At 47.2% G+C, this 15,140-nt stretch carries 15 protein-coding genes and 2 tRNA genes; 10 read left to right on the top strand and 7 right to left on the bottom strand.

Annotated elements, in window-relative coordinates; genetic code table 11:
- From LEP1GSC047_RS08380 to LEP1GSC047_RS08365, 3 genes are all read right to left on the bottom strand, one after another.
- Window positions 1-621 (bottom strand): hypothetical protein, encoded by a 621-nt coding sequence (locus LEP1GSC047_RS08380; RefSeq protein ID WP_238325538.1) that lies wholly within the window; start codon window positions 619-621, stop codon window positions 1-3.
- Between the two features lie 469 nt (window positions 622-1,090).
- Window positions 1,091-1,939 (bottom strand): flagellin N-terminal helical domain-containing protein, encoded by an 849-nt coding sequence (locus tag LEP1GSC047_RS08375; protein ID WP_010410442.1) that lies wholly within the window; start codon window positions 1,937-1,939, stop codon window positions 1,091-1,093.
- Between the two features lie 369 nt (window positions 1,940-2,308).
- On the bottom strand, window positions 2,309-3,154 hold the full coding sequence (locus LEP1GSC047_RS08365; RefSeq protein WP_010410445.1) for a flagellin N-terminal helical domain-containing protein: 846 nt from the start codon (window positions 3,152-3,154) through the stop codon (window positions 2,309-2,311).
- 1,002 nt (window positions 3,155-4,156) lie between these two features.
- On the opposite strand from LEP1GSC047_RS08365, the gene pdhA reads away from it, so the two are divergent.
- Genes pdhA through LEP1GSC047_RS08330 form a run of 5 tightly spaced genes read left to right on the top strand, consistent with a single transcriptional unit; the run spans window position 4,157 to window position 9,471 of the window.
- Window positions 4,157-5,137, top strand: coding sequence for a pyruvate dehydrogenase (acetyl-transferring) E1 component subunit alpha (gene pdhA / locus LEP1GSC047_RS08350; RefSeq protein ID WP_010410454.1), 981 nt, complete (start codon window positions 4,157-4,159; stop codon window positions 5,135-5,137).
- Complete coding sequence (locus LEP1GSC047_RS08345) at window positions 5,137-6,111, top strand: pyruvate dehydrogenase complex E1 component subunit beta (protein WP_010410457.1); 975 nt, start codon at window positions 5,137-5,139, stop codon at window positions 6,109-6,111. Before pdhA ends, LEP1GSC047_RS08345 begins: the two co-directional genes overlap by 1 nt.
- Before the next feature lie 51 nt (window positions 6,112-6,162).
- Window positions 6,163-7,467 carry a pyruvate dehydrogenase complex dihydrolipoamide acetyltransferase gene (locus LEP1GSC047_RS08340; RefSeq protein ID WP_010410460.1) on the top strand — a complete coding sequence of 435 codons (1,305 nt, stop codon included), beginning with the start codon at window positions 6,163-6,165 and terminating at the stop codon, window positions 7,465-7,467.
- Window positions 7,468-7,496: 29 nt separating this feature from the next.
- The gene (gene fliG, locus LEP1GSC047_RS08335; protein ID WP_010410463.1) at window positions 7,497-8,513 is read left to right on the top strand and encodes a flagellar motor switch protein FliG; all 1,017 of its coding nucleotides are present in this window, start codon (window positions 7,497-7,499) and stop codon (window positions 8,511-8,513) included.
- Between the two features lie 10 nt (window positions 8,514-8,523).
- Window positions 8,524-9,471, top strand: coding sequence for an alpha/beta fold hydrolase (locus tag LEP1GSC047_RS08330; protein ID WP_010410465.1), 948 nt, complete (start codon window positions 8,524-8,526; stop codon window positions 9,469-9,471).
- A gap of 9 nt (window positions 9,472-9,480) precedes the next feature.
- On the opposite strand, the gene LEP1GSC047_RS08325 is transcribed toward LEP1GSC047_RS08330, so the two are convergent.
- The 3 genes from LEP1GSC047_RS08325 to LEP1GSC047_RS08320 form a co-directional block, all read right to left on the bottom strand.
- A complete protein-coding gene (locus LEP1GSC047_RS08325; RefSeq protein WP_010410468.1) occupies window positions 9,481-9,675 on the bottom strand; it encodes a hypothetical protein in 195 nt (64 codons plus the stop codon).
- Window positions 9,668-9,799 (bottom strand): hypothetical protein, encoded by a 132-nt coding sequence (locus LEP1GSC047_RS22350; RefSeq protein ID WP_020988373.1) that lies wholly within the window; start codon window positions 9,797-9,799, stop codon window positions 9,668-9,670. The genes LEP1GSC047_RS08325 and LEP1GSC047_RS22350 overlap by 8 nt, the downstream gene beginning before the upstream one ends.
- A gap of 130 nt (window positions 9,800-9,929) precedes the next feature.
- Window positions 9,930-10,003, bottom strand: a tRNA-Asp gene (locus LEP1GSC047_RS08320).
- A gap of 129 nt (window positions 10,004-10,132) precedes the next feature.
- Between LEP1GSC047_RS08320 and LEP1GSC047_RS08315 the strand changes: the two genes are divergently transcribed.
- The 4 genes from LEP1GSC047_RS08315 (at window position 10,133) to lysS (ending at window position 13,151) form a co-directional block, all read left to right on the top strand.
- On the top strand, window positions 10,133-10,807 hold the full coding sequence (locus tag LEP1GSC047_RS08315; protein ID WP_039934446.1) for a CDP-alcohol phosphatidyltransferase family protein: 675 nt from the start codon (window positions 10,133-10,135) through the stop codon (window positions 10,805-10,807).
- 48 nt (window positions 10,808-10,855) lie between these two features.
- A tRNA-Leu gene (locus tag LEP1GSC047_RS08310) sits at window positions 10,856-10,938 on the top strand.
- 72 nt (window positions 10,939-11,010) lie between these two features.
- Entirely contained in the window at window positions 11,011-11,646 is a 636-nt protein-coding gene (locus LEP1GSC047_RS08305) for a hypothetical protein (protein WP_010410472.1), read from the top strand.
- Between the two features lie 2 nt (window positions 11,647-11,648).
- Window positions 11,649-13,151 carry a lysine--tRNA ligase gene (gene lysS, locus LEP1GSC047_RS08300; protein ID WP_010410475.1) on the top strand — a complete coding sequence of 501 codons (1,503 nt, stop codon included), beginning with the start codon at window positions 11,649-11,651 and terminating at the stop codon, window positions 13,149-13,151.
- 6 nt (window positions 13,152-13,157) lie between these two features.
- Here the strand turns inward: lysS and LEP1GSC047_RS08295 are convergent, their stop codons facing one another.
- Window positions 13,158-13,706 (bottom strand): hypothetical protein, encoded by a 549-nt coding sequence (locus LEP1GSC047_RS08295; RefSeq protein ID WP_010410477.1) that lies wholly within the window; start codon window positions 13,704-13,706, stop codon window positions 13,158-13,160.
- A 110-nt stretch (window positions 13,707-13,816) separates the two neighbouring features.
- Here LEP1GSC047_RS08295 and serA point away from each other — a divergent pair, with 110 nt between their 5' ends.
- Window positions 13,817-15,040, top strand: a complete 1,224-nt coding sequence (gene serA, locus LEP1GSC047_RS08290; RefSeq protein ID WP_010410480.1) for a phosphoglycerate dehydrogenase — start codon at window positions 13,817-13,819, stop codon at window positions 15,038-15,040.
- The last annotated feature ends 100 nt before the right edge of the window (window positions 15,041-15,140 follow it).

The following is a 15,140-nucleotide window of genomic DNA, read 5'->3' as shown; positions in this document are numbered from 1 at the left end:
TCAAAATAGATTCCTCGAAAAAATAGGCGGAGAATGAGTCCGAAGGGAAAGATAACGTAGAAACTCTTGGAAGGACCGAGCGAAGTAAAATGCCAAGAGAGAACTCACCGTAAGCAGGCTTCGCAGATTTTGAGAAGCCTGAGAAAACGCAAAAAGAACTCCCTTGGATCCAAAGAAAGAAGAAGTTTGAGAAGAGGAAGCCGACCAAAAAAGGGCGCCAATCGGACTAGTGGCCTGTTTTGGCTCCTTTTTCCCGGACTGAGAACTTCCAGATCCGCGCCCTGGATCTTTCAGATGCGAATGCAAAAAACGAATCGCATCTAATGCCTCCATTCCAAGGTCTTTCTCCAAAGGTTCCCATTCCGCTACGAAACTCATCTCCGGAGGAGAATCAAACGAGCGGGATTTTAATTTGAGTTCAGGGAGGGGAAATGCCGCCTTCGTGATTTGTTCGGACTCGAGCACTTCCCAGTATGGGAGCTTCAAGTCCTCGGAGGAATACACCAACTCATTTAGATCGACCGCGAGAATCCCCCGACTTCCGAAAGAAAGGACGCATAACGCTAAGAAAGCCAGGGAGCGCCAAAGCGAATTCCTCAATTTCAAAACGAAACGATTCATATCCCAAAGAGAATAAATTTTACAACGGATCAACATTAGAAAAAAAAACTATACGAAAACAGAGTATTTCAATTTCAATGTGTCAATACATTTTGATGAAAGGAAGAAGAAAAAGTGATCAGAGGACAGACGCGCTCGCTTTCAGAGGACTGAGGACGGAGGACAATCCACTCTTAGCATAAAAATCTTTCTATAGAACATGGAATCTCCGCTTACCAATGTTCTGTCCTCAGTCCTCTGTCCTCTGAACGAAGCTGCTAGAGGTTGGAAATGCTGGGGTAGGAGGAAGAATCTACTATAATGCAAAAATCTTTCTTTAGAGAATGGAAACTCTGCTCACCTATGTTCTGTCCTCTGCCCTCTGTCTTCTGCTTCTGTCCTCTGTATCTAAAGGTTTTGGATTTTCTGCCGAAAAAAAAAACCACCGGAAGAGAAAATCTTCCGGTGGTATTTCCGGTTCCGAGGAAAACTACATTTGAAGAAGTTTTAGGACCGAATTCGGTTTCATATTGGCCTGTGCTAACATCGCCGTACCACTCTGCACGAGTATTTGTTTTGTAGTTAGCGCAACCATTTCCTCCGCCATATCGGCGTCCCGAATTCTAGACTCGGAGGCCTGCATATTCTCGTAAGCCGCCATGAGTCCTTTCGCGGAATATTCTAGCCTATTAAAATAAGCTCCCATATCCGCCCTTTGCTTCATGATCTTCCCGAGCGCTGCGTCGGCAAAGCCGATCACATCATTGGACTTCGTAGGAGTAGAAACGGAAACTGGTTTCCCATCCGCTCCCAGAAGTTTCAAAGCCCGAGAGGTCATCGTCCCAATGTAAAACCTCTCCCGTTGGTTCTGGTTCGGTCCCATATGAAACCACATAGAGGCCACTTTAGAACCTCTAGCGAACTGACCCTCGAAGAGTTTGAATCGATTGAATTCCGCTTGGGAAGCGATTCGATCCACCTCATCGACCAGGGCAGAAACTTCCACCTGGACCAACTGTCTGTCCTCGGGGCTATAGATTCCATTCGCGGTCTGGATGGCCAAAACCCGGATTCTTTGAATGATGTCCGAAGTCTGCTGAAGAAATCCTTCCGCAGTCTGTATGAAGCTCATTCCATCTTCCGTATTTCTCTCCGCCTGCCTAAGACCGTTTACCTGGGTCCTAAGCTTCTCGGAGACAGCCAAACCGGAAGCGTCGTCACCGGCCGAGTTAATCCTCATACCGGATGAGAGCGCTTTCATGGTTTTATCCACAGCTTGCTCGTTGAACTTGAGAGAACGGTGAGCATTCACCGCACTCAGGTTGTGATTGATAATCATCCTACACTCCTTGTAGAGATTGCCGGAAGATCTCCCTATCTTCCGTCGGACAATGGTCTGTCCGGTGCTCCGGGATGGACCCGGTCGGACCACCCGACAGGCCATTTTCTCCCGAGGAGTAAACTTGATTATCTCTCGCTATACGAGCTTAGGTTCCGAAAAACCCACGGCCCTTCTTCCTAGGAATTTCTTCCTTGGAAGAGGAACCGGAGCAGGATTGGATGAAAGAAGAAGACGACCAACCCTGTTCCTGTTTCTCTTCCCGTATCACCAGACAACGATAGCCGCTATTCGCGGCTTCCTAGTCGGGATGGAGAAAGATTCCCGGCGCGGGAGTATACGCTACTCCCGCTTCCGGAAAGTCCCTAATTACCTGAGTAATTGAAGGACGGACTGGGGTCTGACGTTGGCTTGAGCTAACATTGCAGTACCAGATTGAACCAGAATTTGGTTTTTGGTAAACGCAACGGTTTCTTCCGCCATGTCTGTGTCTCTGATTCGCGACTCTGAAGCCTGGATGTTCTCGTATGCAACCATCAAACCTTTCGATGCATGCTCGAGTCGGTTGAAGTATGCTCCAAGATTCGCTCTTTGCTTATTGATTTTCATCAGAGCGTCATCCAAGAATCCGATAGCGTCGTTAGACTGTTCCGCAGTGGAAAGAGTGAGTAACGTACCATCGGCTTTGATCAGATTCAGGGCTTTCGCAGTCATCGTAGCGATATAGACTCTTTCCCTTTGGTGCTGGTTCGGACCGATGTGGAACCACATCGAAGCGCTTCTGGATCCACGGGCAAAATCCCCTTGGAGTAGCGCCATCTTGTTGAACTCTGCTTGGGAGGCGATCCGATCGATTTCGTCGATGAGCTGAGAAACTTCCACTTGGATCATTTGGCGATCTTCAGCGCCATAGATTCCGTTGGAGGATTGAATGGCAAGAACCCGAACTCGTTGAATGATATCGTTGGTTTCCTGAAGATATCCTTCCGTCGTTTGGATCAAGGACATTCCGTCCTCGGTGTTTCTCTCCGCTTGGCGAAGCCCTTTGACCTGAGTTCTCATTTTCTCGGAAACGGCAAGTCCGGAAGCGTCGTCACCGGCACGGTTAATCCGCATACCGGAAGACAATGCTTCCATATTTTTTGCCACTTCGTTGTTCTGGAATTTCAGGACGCGGTGGGAGTTTATCGCGGCTAAGTTGTGGTTAATGATCATGAGTTTCCTCCTTGAAACTGATCATGAGCCCGGCGTCCGTGCCGGGATCCTGTGCATTGGTTTGGTTTTGGTCTTTATGGTTCTATATCTTTTAATGAAGGAAGATGATCTTGAAATTGCTTACAAGAACACGGTTTCCTTCAGATATATCTTCGGTGGGAAGTAGTTGCTGGATTAATTTGTAGGATTTTGGCAGATTTTCTAAATTATTTGCCGATTTATAGCGATTATTGTTATTTTTTCGAAGATTTTAAAACGAGAGAATTTCTATTTTTTTCTAGAAAATTCCGCTTTTTGGGGCATATCTTATCATTCGATCGATTTGCAAATTTCCCTAAGCATTTTTTTGATAGACTCGCAGAATTCTCCGATCCCTTGTGCAGATGACTGAAGACAGTAACTGTACGATGTTGGAAAAGTTACAGAAGTAGAGGAAAGATCCCCTGTAACACAGGAATCTTTCCTTATAGCTTGGAAATCCTGCTTATCAATGTTCTGTCCTCAGTCTTCTGTCTTCCGTCCTCTGAAAGACAGTAGCTGCTCGAGGTTGGAAAAGTTACAGAAGTAGAGGAAAGGTCCCCTGTAACACAGGAATCTTTCTATAGAACACGGAAACTCCCCTAACACTGGAGCTGACACACCCAAGGCCCTTCGTTCCCTGATACCTCGCTCCAACATAATTCGTTTTTAAAAAAATTGTTGTCAGAGTAATAGGAATAATTATCTGTCCTCTGTCCTCTGTCCTCTGTCCTCTGTCCTCTGTCCTCTGTCCTCTGTCCTCTGTCCTCTGTCCTCTGTCCTCTGTCCTCTGTCCTCTGTCCTCTGTCCTCTGTCCTCTGTCCTCTGGAATAGCCGAAAAATTCAAACGGACTTTAGAAGTGCTGACTACCATCGTTCAGGAATTTTTTTACAAACTGCAGGAAATCGGTTTGCCCTTCCCTCTTCCACTTCCATACTTAGAGATTGCAGTCGAGAAAGGAAACTTTCCGTCTAAACAAAACCATGAGCCAACCCAAAACCAAAAAAGACACCCAAGATCTCTATGAACTCTACCATCAAATGCTTTTGATTCGTCGCTTTGAAGAGGCTGCCGCTAAAGCGTACAGTATGGGCAAGATCGGCGGTTTTTGCCACTTGTATATCGGACAAGAAGCGGTAGGAGTGGGGGCAATCGCAGCTCTAGAACAAAAAGATTATATTGTTTCCACGTACAGAGATCATGGGCATGCTCTCTCGAGAGGCTTGGATCCTAAATCCTTAATGGCCGAGTTATTCGGCAAAAGAACCGGAGTCGCCAGCGGAAACGGCGGGTCCATGCATTTCTTCGATAAATCTAAAAACTTTATGGGCGGTCATGGAATTGTAGGAGGACATATTTCTCTTGCAGCAGGAATCGCATACGCTTCGAAATACCGACAAGACGGCGCGGTTACTTTATGCTTCTTCGGAGAAGGAGCGGCAAATATCGGTTCTTTTCACGAAGGCATGAACCTAGCCGCGATCTGGAAACTCCCGCTTGTTATGATCTGTGAAAATAATCATTATGCGATGGGAACCCCCGAATACCGGGCCCTGTCCGTTAAAGACGTTTCCGTAAGGGCCGCCGCCTACGATATCGCCCGTGATCATATAGAAGGAGACGAGGTCCGAAAGGTCCGAGATCACGTTCGAGTCGCAATCGACCGAGCCAGGCGCGGTGAAGGACCGACTCTAATGGAGATTTCGACGTACCGTTTTCGGGGCCATTCCATGTCGGACCCGGCCAAGTACCGGACAAAGGAAGAGTTGGAAAAATACAAGCAAGGCGATCCTTTGATCAAAGCCGAGAAAGAATTACTCCAGTGCGGCTGGACTCAAGAGGAGCTGGATAAACTCAGTGATTCGATTAATAATACGGTCGAAGAGGCCGTGCTCTTTGGGGAAAAAAGCGAGGAGCCTCCGCTCGGCTGGTTGTACAAGCACGTTTACGCGGAGAACGTTTAATGCCTATCTTAACGTATAGAGAAGCCCTGAACCGAGCCATGAGCGAGGAAATGGAAAAGGATCCGAACATCTTCTTAATGGGAGAGGAAGTCGGCCATTACGAGGGCGCCTATAAAGTTTCGCAAGGTATGCTCGCCAAGTTCGGGGAAAGACGAGTGATCGATACTCCGATTTCCGAAAATGGATTCGCCGGAGTCGGGATCGGAGCGGCGATGGTCGGCCTTAGGCCGATTATAGAATTCATGACCTGGAACTTTTCGTTAGTCGCAATCGATCAAATCATCAACTCAGCCGCGAAAATGAATTACATGAGTGCGGGCCAGTTTCCGATTCCGATTGTCTTTCGGGGCGCAGGAGGTGCGGGAGGTCGACTCGCGGCACAGCATTCTCAATCCTTCGAAAGTTGGTATGCACATATTCCCGGGCTCAAAGTGCTCGCCCCCTACACTCCTTCCGATGCGTACGGCCTGCTCAAAACCTCCATCCTGGACAATAATCCGATCATTTTTATAGAAAGCGAAGTCTTGTATGGCAGCAAGGGAGAAGTCCCGGAAGGAGAATTTTCGATTCCATTAGGAAAGGCGGATATAAAGCGAGAAGGCACGCAAGTGACCATTATTAGCTGGTCTAGAGCTCTGATGTATGTACTCCCGGCGGCGGAAAAATTAGCGAGAGAAGGCATTTCCGTGGAAGTTCTGGATCTACGAAGCATTCGCCCCTTGGACGAGGAAGCGATACTCAAGTCCGTACGTAAAACCAATAAGGCGCTCGTAGTGGAAGAAGGCTGGAACGTCGCAGGATTCGGAGCGCAAATCGCGTATCTTATACAAAAGGACGCCTTCGATTATCTGGATGCTCCGGTGGAAAGAATAACCCAGGAGGATGTGCCCATGCCCTACGCAGCGAATCTAGAAAAGGCATCTCTCCCCAGCGAAGAGAAGATTATATCCAAAGTTCGAGAGATGATTAAATGATTTTTAATATTATAATATTAAAATATAACAATGTTTTAATAGGAATCAAACATGGCCAAAATAGCTGAAATGACCCAACTCAGCCCCACCATGACGGAAGGCGTCCTCGTAAAATGGCTGAAAAAGAAAGGGGACGCCGTCGCACCCGGCGAGGCCATTGCGGAGGTCGAAACGGATAAGGCGGTCATGGAAATGGAAGCCTTTGATTCGGGAGTTCTATTGGAAATTATCGCTAATGAAGGAGCGAGATTGCCCGTAGGATCGCCGGTGGCAATCATCGGCAAGGCGGGAGAAGAAATCGGCTCGTTATTGGCCGAAGCAAAGGCTCGGAACCCTGGGGAGGGAGTGTCGGCACCCCCGACTACGGAGTCGACACCGGAACAACCTAAACCATCAGCTTCAGTTCCGTCTTCCCCTCCCCCTAAGGAAATCGAACCTGAAATTGAAACTGCAAAGTCGGCACAACCCTCTCGTGGTTTGACGATGGCGGCCCAGGAAGGACGAATCAAAGCCTCTCCCCTTGCCAGACAAATTGCAAAAGAATCCGGCCTGGATCTAAGCAGGATAAACGGAACCGGTCCCGGCGGCAGAATCATAAAAAGGGACATTGAGGCAAACCAAGCCGTTCAACCGTCAGGATCATCGTTCGCCGGACCGATCCCAGCGGAAGAAAAACAACCCATTTCGGGAATGCGTAAAACGATCGCTACACGCTTGGTCCATTCCAAAACCCATCAACCGCATTTTTATCTGGATATCGAATTGAACGCCGAGCCGGTAGTAAACCTAAGAGAAAGCCTGAACGCAGACTTGAAGGCTAGCGGTGAGGACGCCAAGCTGAGCTTAAATGACTTTATTATCAAAGCCTCCGCCTTGGCTCTAGTAAAAGTTCCTGCAGTGAACTCTTCTTGGCGCGAGGATCATATACTTCGCCATGGCAGAGTCGACATAGGCGTGGCAGTATCGATAGAAGGGGGATTAATTACTCCGTACGTTAGGAATGCCGATCGACGCTCGGTGCTCGAGATCGGTAGAAACGTAAAAGAACTTGCATCCCGCGCGAGAGAACGAAAACTAAAACCCGAAGAGTATTCGGACGGGACCTTTACGGTTTCCAATCTAGGGATGTTCGGGATTAACCGTTTTGCAGCAGTAATCAACGAACCTGAAGCCGCCATTTTAGCGGTCGGGAATACGGTGGCAAAACCGGTTATCAAATCCGGAGCGATAGTACCGGGAGTAACACTTTCAGTTTGTCTTTCCTGCGATCACCGGGTCGTGGACGGAGCGGTCGGCGCTCAGTGGTTGGAAGTTTTCCGAGATTTATTGGAACATCCGTTACGCCTTCTCGTCTGATCCAATTCGGACCCTGGAGAAACAAACTATTGACGGAGAAAGAATCCATTTCCAGATCACAAAAAGTACGCAAGGCAGCGCTGCTATTGCTTTCTCTGGATAAGGAAGCCGCCGCAAAAGCGCTTTCCCAACTGGAAGAAAACCTGATAGAAGAGATCGTCCAGGAAATGGCTAAAATAAGAACCGTTTCCAAGACGGAAAAAGAGGAAGCCTTACTCGATTTTCAAGATTCGATAAAAGAATTGTCAGGCGAATCCAGAGGCGGTATCGATACCGCAAGAGAATTGTTATATAAATCGATCGGAAAAGAAAAGTCGGAGTCCATCCTCGGAAAATTAGATAGGAAGGATACCGAAGAGGATTTTTCTTTTTTAAACGATGCGGAGCCCCAGACTCTAGCGCAGCTTCTACTTCCCGAAAACCCGCAAACCATCGCGGTCACTTTGGCTTTTTTAAATCCGAAGAAGGCGGCCGAAACTTTAAAATTCCTTCCGAAAGAATTGCAATCGAAAGTCGCATTTAAATTGGCGAATACTACCAAAACGCATCCGGACGCAATCCGGCAAATCGCCCGGATATTAAAGAAAAAATACGAACATAGGGATAAATCGGAGTTTAGCGAAGCGGGCGGTACGGAAGCTCTCGCTAGCATCCTAAATCATATGGATAAATCCTTGGAAGAAACCATACTCAAGGATTTGGAAGAGCATTCTCCCGAACTCGCCTCTCAAGTTCGCGAAAAACTTTATACCTTCGAAGATGTGCTTTTGTTGAATTCGAAAGAGATGCGCCTCGTTATCAATCGACTCGGGGACGACGAAGTGATTGCCACCGCATTGCGCGGTTCCGGCGATGAAATTCGGTCCCACTTTTTCGAGGCAATGTCTAAAAATCGGGCCAATGATATTTTAGAAAATATGGAATTGCGCGGAAAAGTAACGCTAAAGGAAATTACCGACGCAAGAAATCGAATTCTAACTCTGCTACGGGATTTGGAAGAAGTCGGAGAAATCGTGCTCAAGAAAGATACTGAAGATTTAATCTAAGTAGGTTACCATGTTAAAGCGAATCGTAAAATTTACGGTAGGAATCCTTGCGGTTCTTTTCTTCGTCATTGCCGTTTACGTATCGATGACTTGGGCGTCCGACAAACCTGTCAGCGAGTTGCAATCAGACTGGGCGCCGACACCATCAGTTTTTATAGAGGTGATGGGAATGCAGACCCATCTCCGGGACGAGGGTCCTCGAGAGGATCGCAATCCCATTGTGCTGATCCACGGGACCGCTTCCTCTCTTCATACCTGGGACGGCTGGGTCCAAGAACTCAAATCCTCCCGCCGAGTCATCCGATTCGACCTTCCCGGATTCGGCTTAACGGGTCCATCGCCTGACAATCGGTATTCTCTCGAGCTGTATTCTAAATTTGTAATTTCTCTTTTGGATAAACTGGAGGTAAAACGGTCCGTTATTGCGGGCAATTCCTTAGGCGGAAGCATTGCTTGGTATACCGCCCTTCTTCATCCTACCCGTTTTGAAAAATTGATTTTAGTGGACTCCTCCGGATACAACTATCAATCGACTTCCGTACCGATAGCGTTTCGCATCGCGAAAATACCCATATTACGAAATATCGCCAACAATGTCCTACCACGAAGCATCGTCGCTTCTAGCGTTAAGAACACTTATGGAGATCCTTCCAAAGTAACGGAAAAGCAAATTGATCGTTACTATGATCTCGCATTGCGCGAAGGGAACCGGAAGGCCTTGACTGAGCGTTTTAAGCAGATGCCGATGGGAGAGATGGAACACCGAATCCATGAGTTGCATATCCCGACATTGATCTTATGGGGAAATCTGGATCGATTGATTCCTCCTGCGAACGCGGAGCGCTTTCATAAGGATATCGCAAAAAGCAAACTGGTGATCTTTAACGGGTTGGGTCATATCCCCCAGGAAGAAGACCCTTCGAATACCGTAAAAGCAGTGAAGGAATTTATCCGGTAGCCGGGTCCTTTATACATTCAGTCTTCCTAACGGATTGGGCTCCACGGCGTCTTTTGCGCTCGCTACGCCTTCCATGGCTTGCGACGCATTCGCGACGCTCTCTACGGATCGCTGCTCATGCTTCCGCGCAAAAGCTTCGAGTCCATTGATAAAAATACGTTGTAAGGAATTTTTTCGGAGCTGACGGGACTCGCCGTTACGCAATCCGCCTTCCTAACGGATTGGGCTCCACGGCGTCTTTAGCGCTCGCTACGCCTTCCATGGCTTGCGACGCATTCGCGACGCTCTCTATCGTTTGCTTTGTTTGAAACTCTTGGCAGAGATTCACGATTTGGCTTCGCTCCGCTCTGCCACCCTCCGGGTATTTTGCTCCCTATGGGTCGCAAAATAGATCGCTGCTCATGCTTTCGCGCAAAAGCTTCGAGTCCCTTGATAAAATACGTTGTAAGGAATTTTTTCGGAGCTGACGGGACTCGAACCCGCGACATCCTGCGTGACAGGCAGGCACTCTAACCAGCTGAGCTACAGCTCCTAATATGAAGAACATGATTTCCCGGGCGGGCTCTGGGTCAACCGGTTTATAGGAAAAAGGGATGAATTTTTAAGTCCCTTCCTCATTCTTCTCCAAAGGGTGGAACCTACCGCTCAGTGCGGCAAAAAGATAATGCTACAAGAAAAAAAACCAAAGGATTTGCTCGAAGACCGGATCTTCACTGTCTCGAATTTCTTATCCGTCAGCCGAGTATTCCTACTTCCATTTTTCATCCATTTCACTCGCAAACACATGGAAGCCCCAAGACATAGCGAATACTTGCTGCTTGCAATAGGAACCTGCGTCCTCGCTGTGCTGACGGATTATTTAGACGGATTTTTAGCGAGATTGCTCGGACAGGAATCCATCCTAGGAAGATATCTGGATCCGGTCTGCGATAAGATCGTTACCGTCGGCGGGCTTTCCGTTATCGTACACTACTATCAATTTCCTCTTTGGATTCTTTGCGTTTATTTGTTTCGCGAAGTTCTCGGCGTTTGGCTCGGCGGATTTTTATATCTAAAAAGAGGAATCCAAGGTAGACCGAATTGGTGGGGAAAATTCGGCGTGGGCTTAGTTGCCGTCACGGTTCTCTGGTATATGACAATTCCTTTATTAGGTGACGACTATTCGCAGGATCACCTATTTCACCACCCGGAATATTCAGGATATGTACTTGTAACGATTTTAGTTATCGGTGTTATCGCGTACGCGCGCAGATATTGGGACATCGTTTTCCATCCGGAAAGAGTCGTACTTGATCCTGAAGATAAGAAGCAAAAGAAGAAATACCAGCTGGTATGAAATTCCTTGACACGGCAAGGTTCTCTCACATTCTGTCAATCGCAGCCCGCTCGGGTGGTGGAATTGGTAGACACGCAAGCTTGAGGTGCTTGTGCCGATTAGGTGTAGGGGTTCGAGTCCCCTCTCGAGCAAATACACCCCTCGGGAACTCTGGACCAATTCAACTAAAACCTCAAATTGGGCCCGTTCCACGGTAAGACTCAATGTCATCGAGCCCACTCTCCGTACAAGAATTTCTGAGTAAGACCAAACTGGTTTCCTATGGTGCGTTCGGATTCCTTTTTCTATTTTTGATTTTGTTTTTCTCCGCTCCCCTTCTGCTTGTCTCCAAAGCCGATCCTAAAAAATCGGACGCTATCGTAGTCGAAGCGATCGAAACGGGTCGAAAAGATAAATTCAAACAAGCAGCAGCTCTCTGGAAGAAAGGACTGTCTCCCGTAATTTTAGTTTTATACTCGCCCGGCGGAAACGATTCGGATCTCGGAATCGGTTCGGATCTCGCTTCGAATTTCCAATCCTTTTTGACTTCGCAAGGAGTCGAGGAGAACAAAATATTGGTTTATACGGTTTCTGCCGGTCCTCAGGAATTTCCCAAAACGCTGTTGAAAATAGCATTGGATCGGCAGTGGAAAAATTTTCTTCTAGTAGGGCGCGAATTCGATTCTGCGACATTATTAAGACTCTATCGCTCGGTATTAGAGCCGGCAGGGATCTACGTTGCGGTTTCTAAAGTTCCGGAAGGATTCTCCGCCACCGATTGGTTTTTAAAACCGAAAAGCCTGGAAAGCATTTTGGGTCGTTTAGCAAAGTATTATTATCTCATATTATTAGGAATCTAGGAATGTCCCAGCAAGAAGTTAAGGAAACCAACGAACTCATACAACAGAGGATTCAAAAAGTAAACGATCTAAAGTCCAAGGGAATAGATCCTTATCCCGTCCGCTATTTTCCGGATTCTCTATCCTCTCAATTGATCGAGGATTATTCGAAGAATCCGACCGGCCCCGAAGTCAGATTTAAGCTAGGCGGTCGATTGCATTCAAAACGCGTAATGGGAAAAGCCAGCTTTGCTCATTTGAAGGACAAAGGCGGTGTGATACAACTCTACGCTACTCGAGACGATCTAGGCGAGGAAAGTTATTCGCTTTTTAAAAGTTTGGATTTAGGCGATCTGATCGGAGTGGAAGGCTATGTGTTTCAGACTCAAAAAGGAGAAACCACTCTACACCTAATATCCGTAACGCTGCTGGCAAAATGCATTCGTCCTTTACCGGTAGTGAAAGAAAAAGACGGTGTCGTCTACGACGCATTTTCGGACGTGGAACAACGATATAGAATGCGTTATGTGGACTTGATCGTTAACGATCCTGTTCGGGACACCTTTGTGATTCGAAGCAAAATCGTCTCCGAAATTCGGGCTTTTTTAACGAGCGAAGGATTTCTGGAAGTCGAAACTCCTATGATGCAACCCATTGCGGGAGGTGCTGCTGCCCGCCCCTTCTCCACCCATCATAATGCTTTGGACATGCAGTTATTTTTAAGAATCGCGCCGGAACTATATTTAAAACGTCTGATCGTCGGAGGATTGGATCGGGTTTTTGAATTGAATCGAAACTTTAGAAACGAAGGTATTTCGACTAAGCATAACCCGGAATTCACCATGATGGAAGCCTATATGGCGTTCGGAGATATGGGAAAAATGCTGGATCTGACCGAAAGATTGATCACTCATGTAACGCAAAAGATCTGCGGGACCTTGAAAATCCCTTATGGCAAAGATCAGGTGGATTTATCCCCGCCTTGGCGGAGAGTTAAGTACGTGGACATTATTAAAGAATATTCAGGTATTGATTTTTCGCGAATCAAGACACTGGAAGAAGCCAAAGAAAAAGCCTCCGCGATTAAGATTGACGTTTCCAAATGTCATTCTATCTGGAAAGTCGCAGACGAGGTTTTTTCCGAAAAAGCGGAACCGAATTTAATTCAGCCTGTGTTCGTGACCGACTTCCCTAAAGAGCTTTCCCCGTTGGCAAAATCCCACCCTGATAATCCCGATTACGTCGAACGATTCGAGCCTTATATCGTAGGTCGCGAAATAGGTAACGCTTTCTCCGAATTGAACGACCCTTTCGATCAAAAAGAACGGTTCGAGGAGCAGGTCAGGCAACGGGAAGCCGGCGACGACGAAGCCTTTATGATGGACGAAGATTATATACGAGCGCTGGAATACGGTATGCCGCCAACCGGGGGACTCGGAATCGGAATCGATCGCCTAGTAATGCTACTCACGAATTCGCACTCGATACGGGACACGATTCTATTCCCCTTGATGCGCCCCGAATAGGAACGCCTAGTAGTTTGTGATCGTGAGCTTGGTCTGGGCCTCGAGTCGGGACCTGGTTTCTTTCAAAAGGTTCTTAAAAGTTTCCACCTCGCCTGCACCGAGACTTCTAGTGGTCGTATGCTCCCTGGAGGAAAAACTGAATTCGATCTCCTTTGCCGATTGAATTTTGTCCGCGACTTCGATCGGAAGCATGGAAACTAAGCGGAGAGTGTCACCGTATTCCGTGGAAACCTTTCTCAAATTATGCCAGGTTTGATCTAGTTTTATGGAAACTCCGAGTGGAAAGCTCTCTTCGAAAGAACTGACGTAATATTCCAAAAACAGTGTCTTTTCTCCGCTTCGATTATTCAGAATTCCTTTAAAATTTAGGGAACCGGAACGTCCGCCGGAACAAAACCAGGAAGAAATACAAATCGGTCCCGAACGAAGGGATGTCTGTTCGATAACCGGCTCGGCGATGATCGCAGGGCGAGACGAGCAAGCCCCTGTTCCAAGCAATACTAGGCTCAAGTGCAGGAACAAGAATATGAGATTCCGGAAATGCTTTTTTTGCAAGGCAAGACCCTCCTAAGATTTCGGCTCCATGCTCTTTAACACTCTTCCTAAGTGAAGTAAAAAATCCGATTTCCAGGGAATCGAGGAGACCTTTCCATGGTTCTATAACCATGATTTCCTATCCAAAAGAAAAGATCAATGTCCTCCTCTTGGAAAACGTACACAAGGACGCCTTCGACCTCTTTCAAAAAGACGGTTTTAACGTTCGATTGCTGCCGCAAGCGCTAAGCGAAGACGAACTCTTGAGGGAAATCGAGAACATTCATGTTCTCGGAATACGTAGTAAGACGAATATTACAAGTCCGGTACTGGCCAAAGCCAAGCGTTTGATGACTATCGGTTGTTTCTGCATCGGGACGAATCAAGTAAACTTGGCCGAGGCGGAACGGAGAGGAATCCCGGTATTTAACGCACCTTATTCCAATACGAGGTCCGTTGCGGAATTGGTTATTGCAGAAATCGTGATGTTAGCGAGAAGAGTTCCCGATCATATTCGCAATACGCATGCGGGAATCTGGAATAAAATCTCGAAAAATTGCTTCGAAGTCAGAGGTAAAACTCTAGGAATCGTAGGCTACGGGCATATCGGAAGTCAGGTCTCCGTGTTAGCCGAAGCAATGGGATTAAAAGTGGTTTATTTCGACGTGCAGACCGTCTTGCCGTTAGGAAACGCCACTCCGATTCAGTCCTACGAAGAACTCCTACAAATTTCGGATTTCGTCACCTTTCATGTTCCCGAAACCCCGGAGACCATGAACCTTTACGGAAAAAAACAAATCGCGGTTACGAAAAAAGGGGCTTACATCATAAATCTTTCTAGAGGAAAAGTCGTCGATCTCGAGGCCCTTGCGGAATCGATCAAGGCGGGACAAATAGCCGGCGCAGGCGTGGACGTATTTCCCGAAGAACCCGAATCCAATAACGATCCGTTCATCACACCGATGCAAAATCTTCAAAACGTAATATTAACCCCGCATATCGGTGGCTCCACGGAAGAAGCCCAGAAAAATATCGGATCCGAAGTCGCTAGCAAATTGTTAAAATTCATGAACAATGGCTCGACTTCGTTTGCGGTGAACTTCCCTCAGTTGGAATTAACTCCGATCCCGTCCGGAATGTACAGAATTTTGAATGTTCATAAGAATCAGCCGGGCTTCCTGAAAGATATCAACGCAATGGTTTCGGAAGTTGGAGCGAATATCAGTTCCCAGCATTTAGGTACAAGCGCTGAAATCGGTTACTTATCCATGGTAATCAATATGAGCGTAGGCGACGAGCTAAAGGAAAAGATAGAGAAGCATCCCGGATCAATTCGGACTAGGATTTTGTATTAACGGCGGAAAACCGTTTCGATTTTAGGCTTCAGCCTTTACGGGAGAAGCTAGTTTTCCCGTTCCAGAGAAGGATTCATTCGGCATGCCGCGAAACGTCTTA

Origin of the sequence: Leptospira inadai serovar Lyme str. 10, assembly GCF_000243675.2 — a bacterium.
Taxonomy (GTDB): domain Bacteria; phylum Spirochaetota; class Leptospiria; order Leptospirales; family Leptospiraceae; genus Leptospira_B; species Leptospira_B inadai.
Note: the sequence above shows the minus strand (reverse complement) of the source record. Positions and strands in the feature narration are given on the sequence as shown.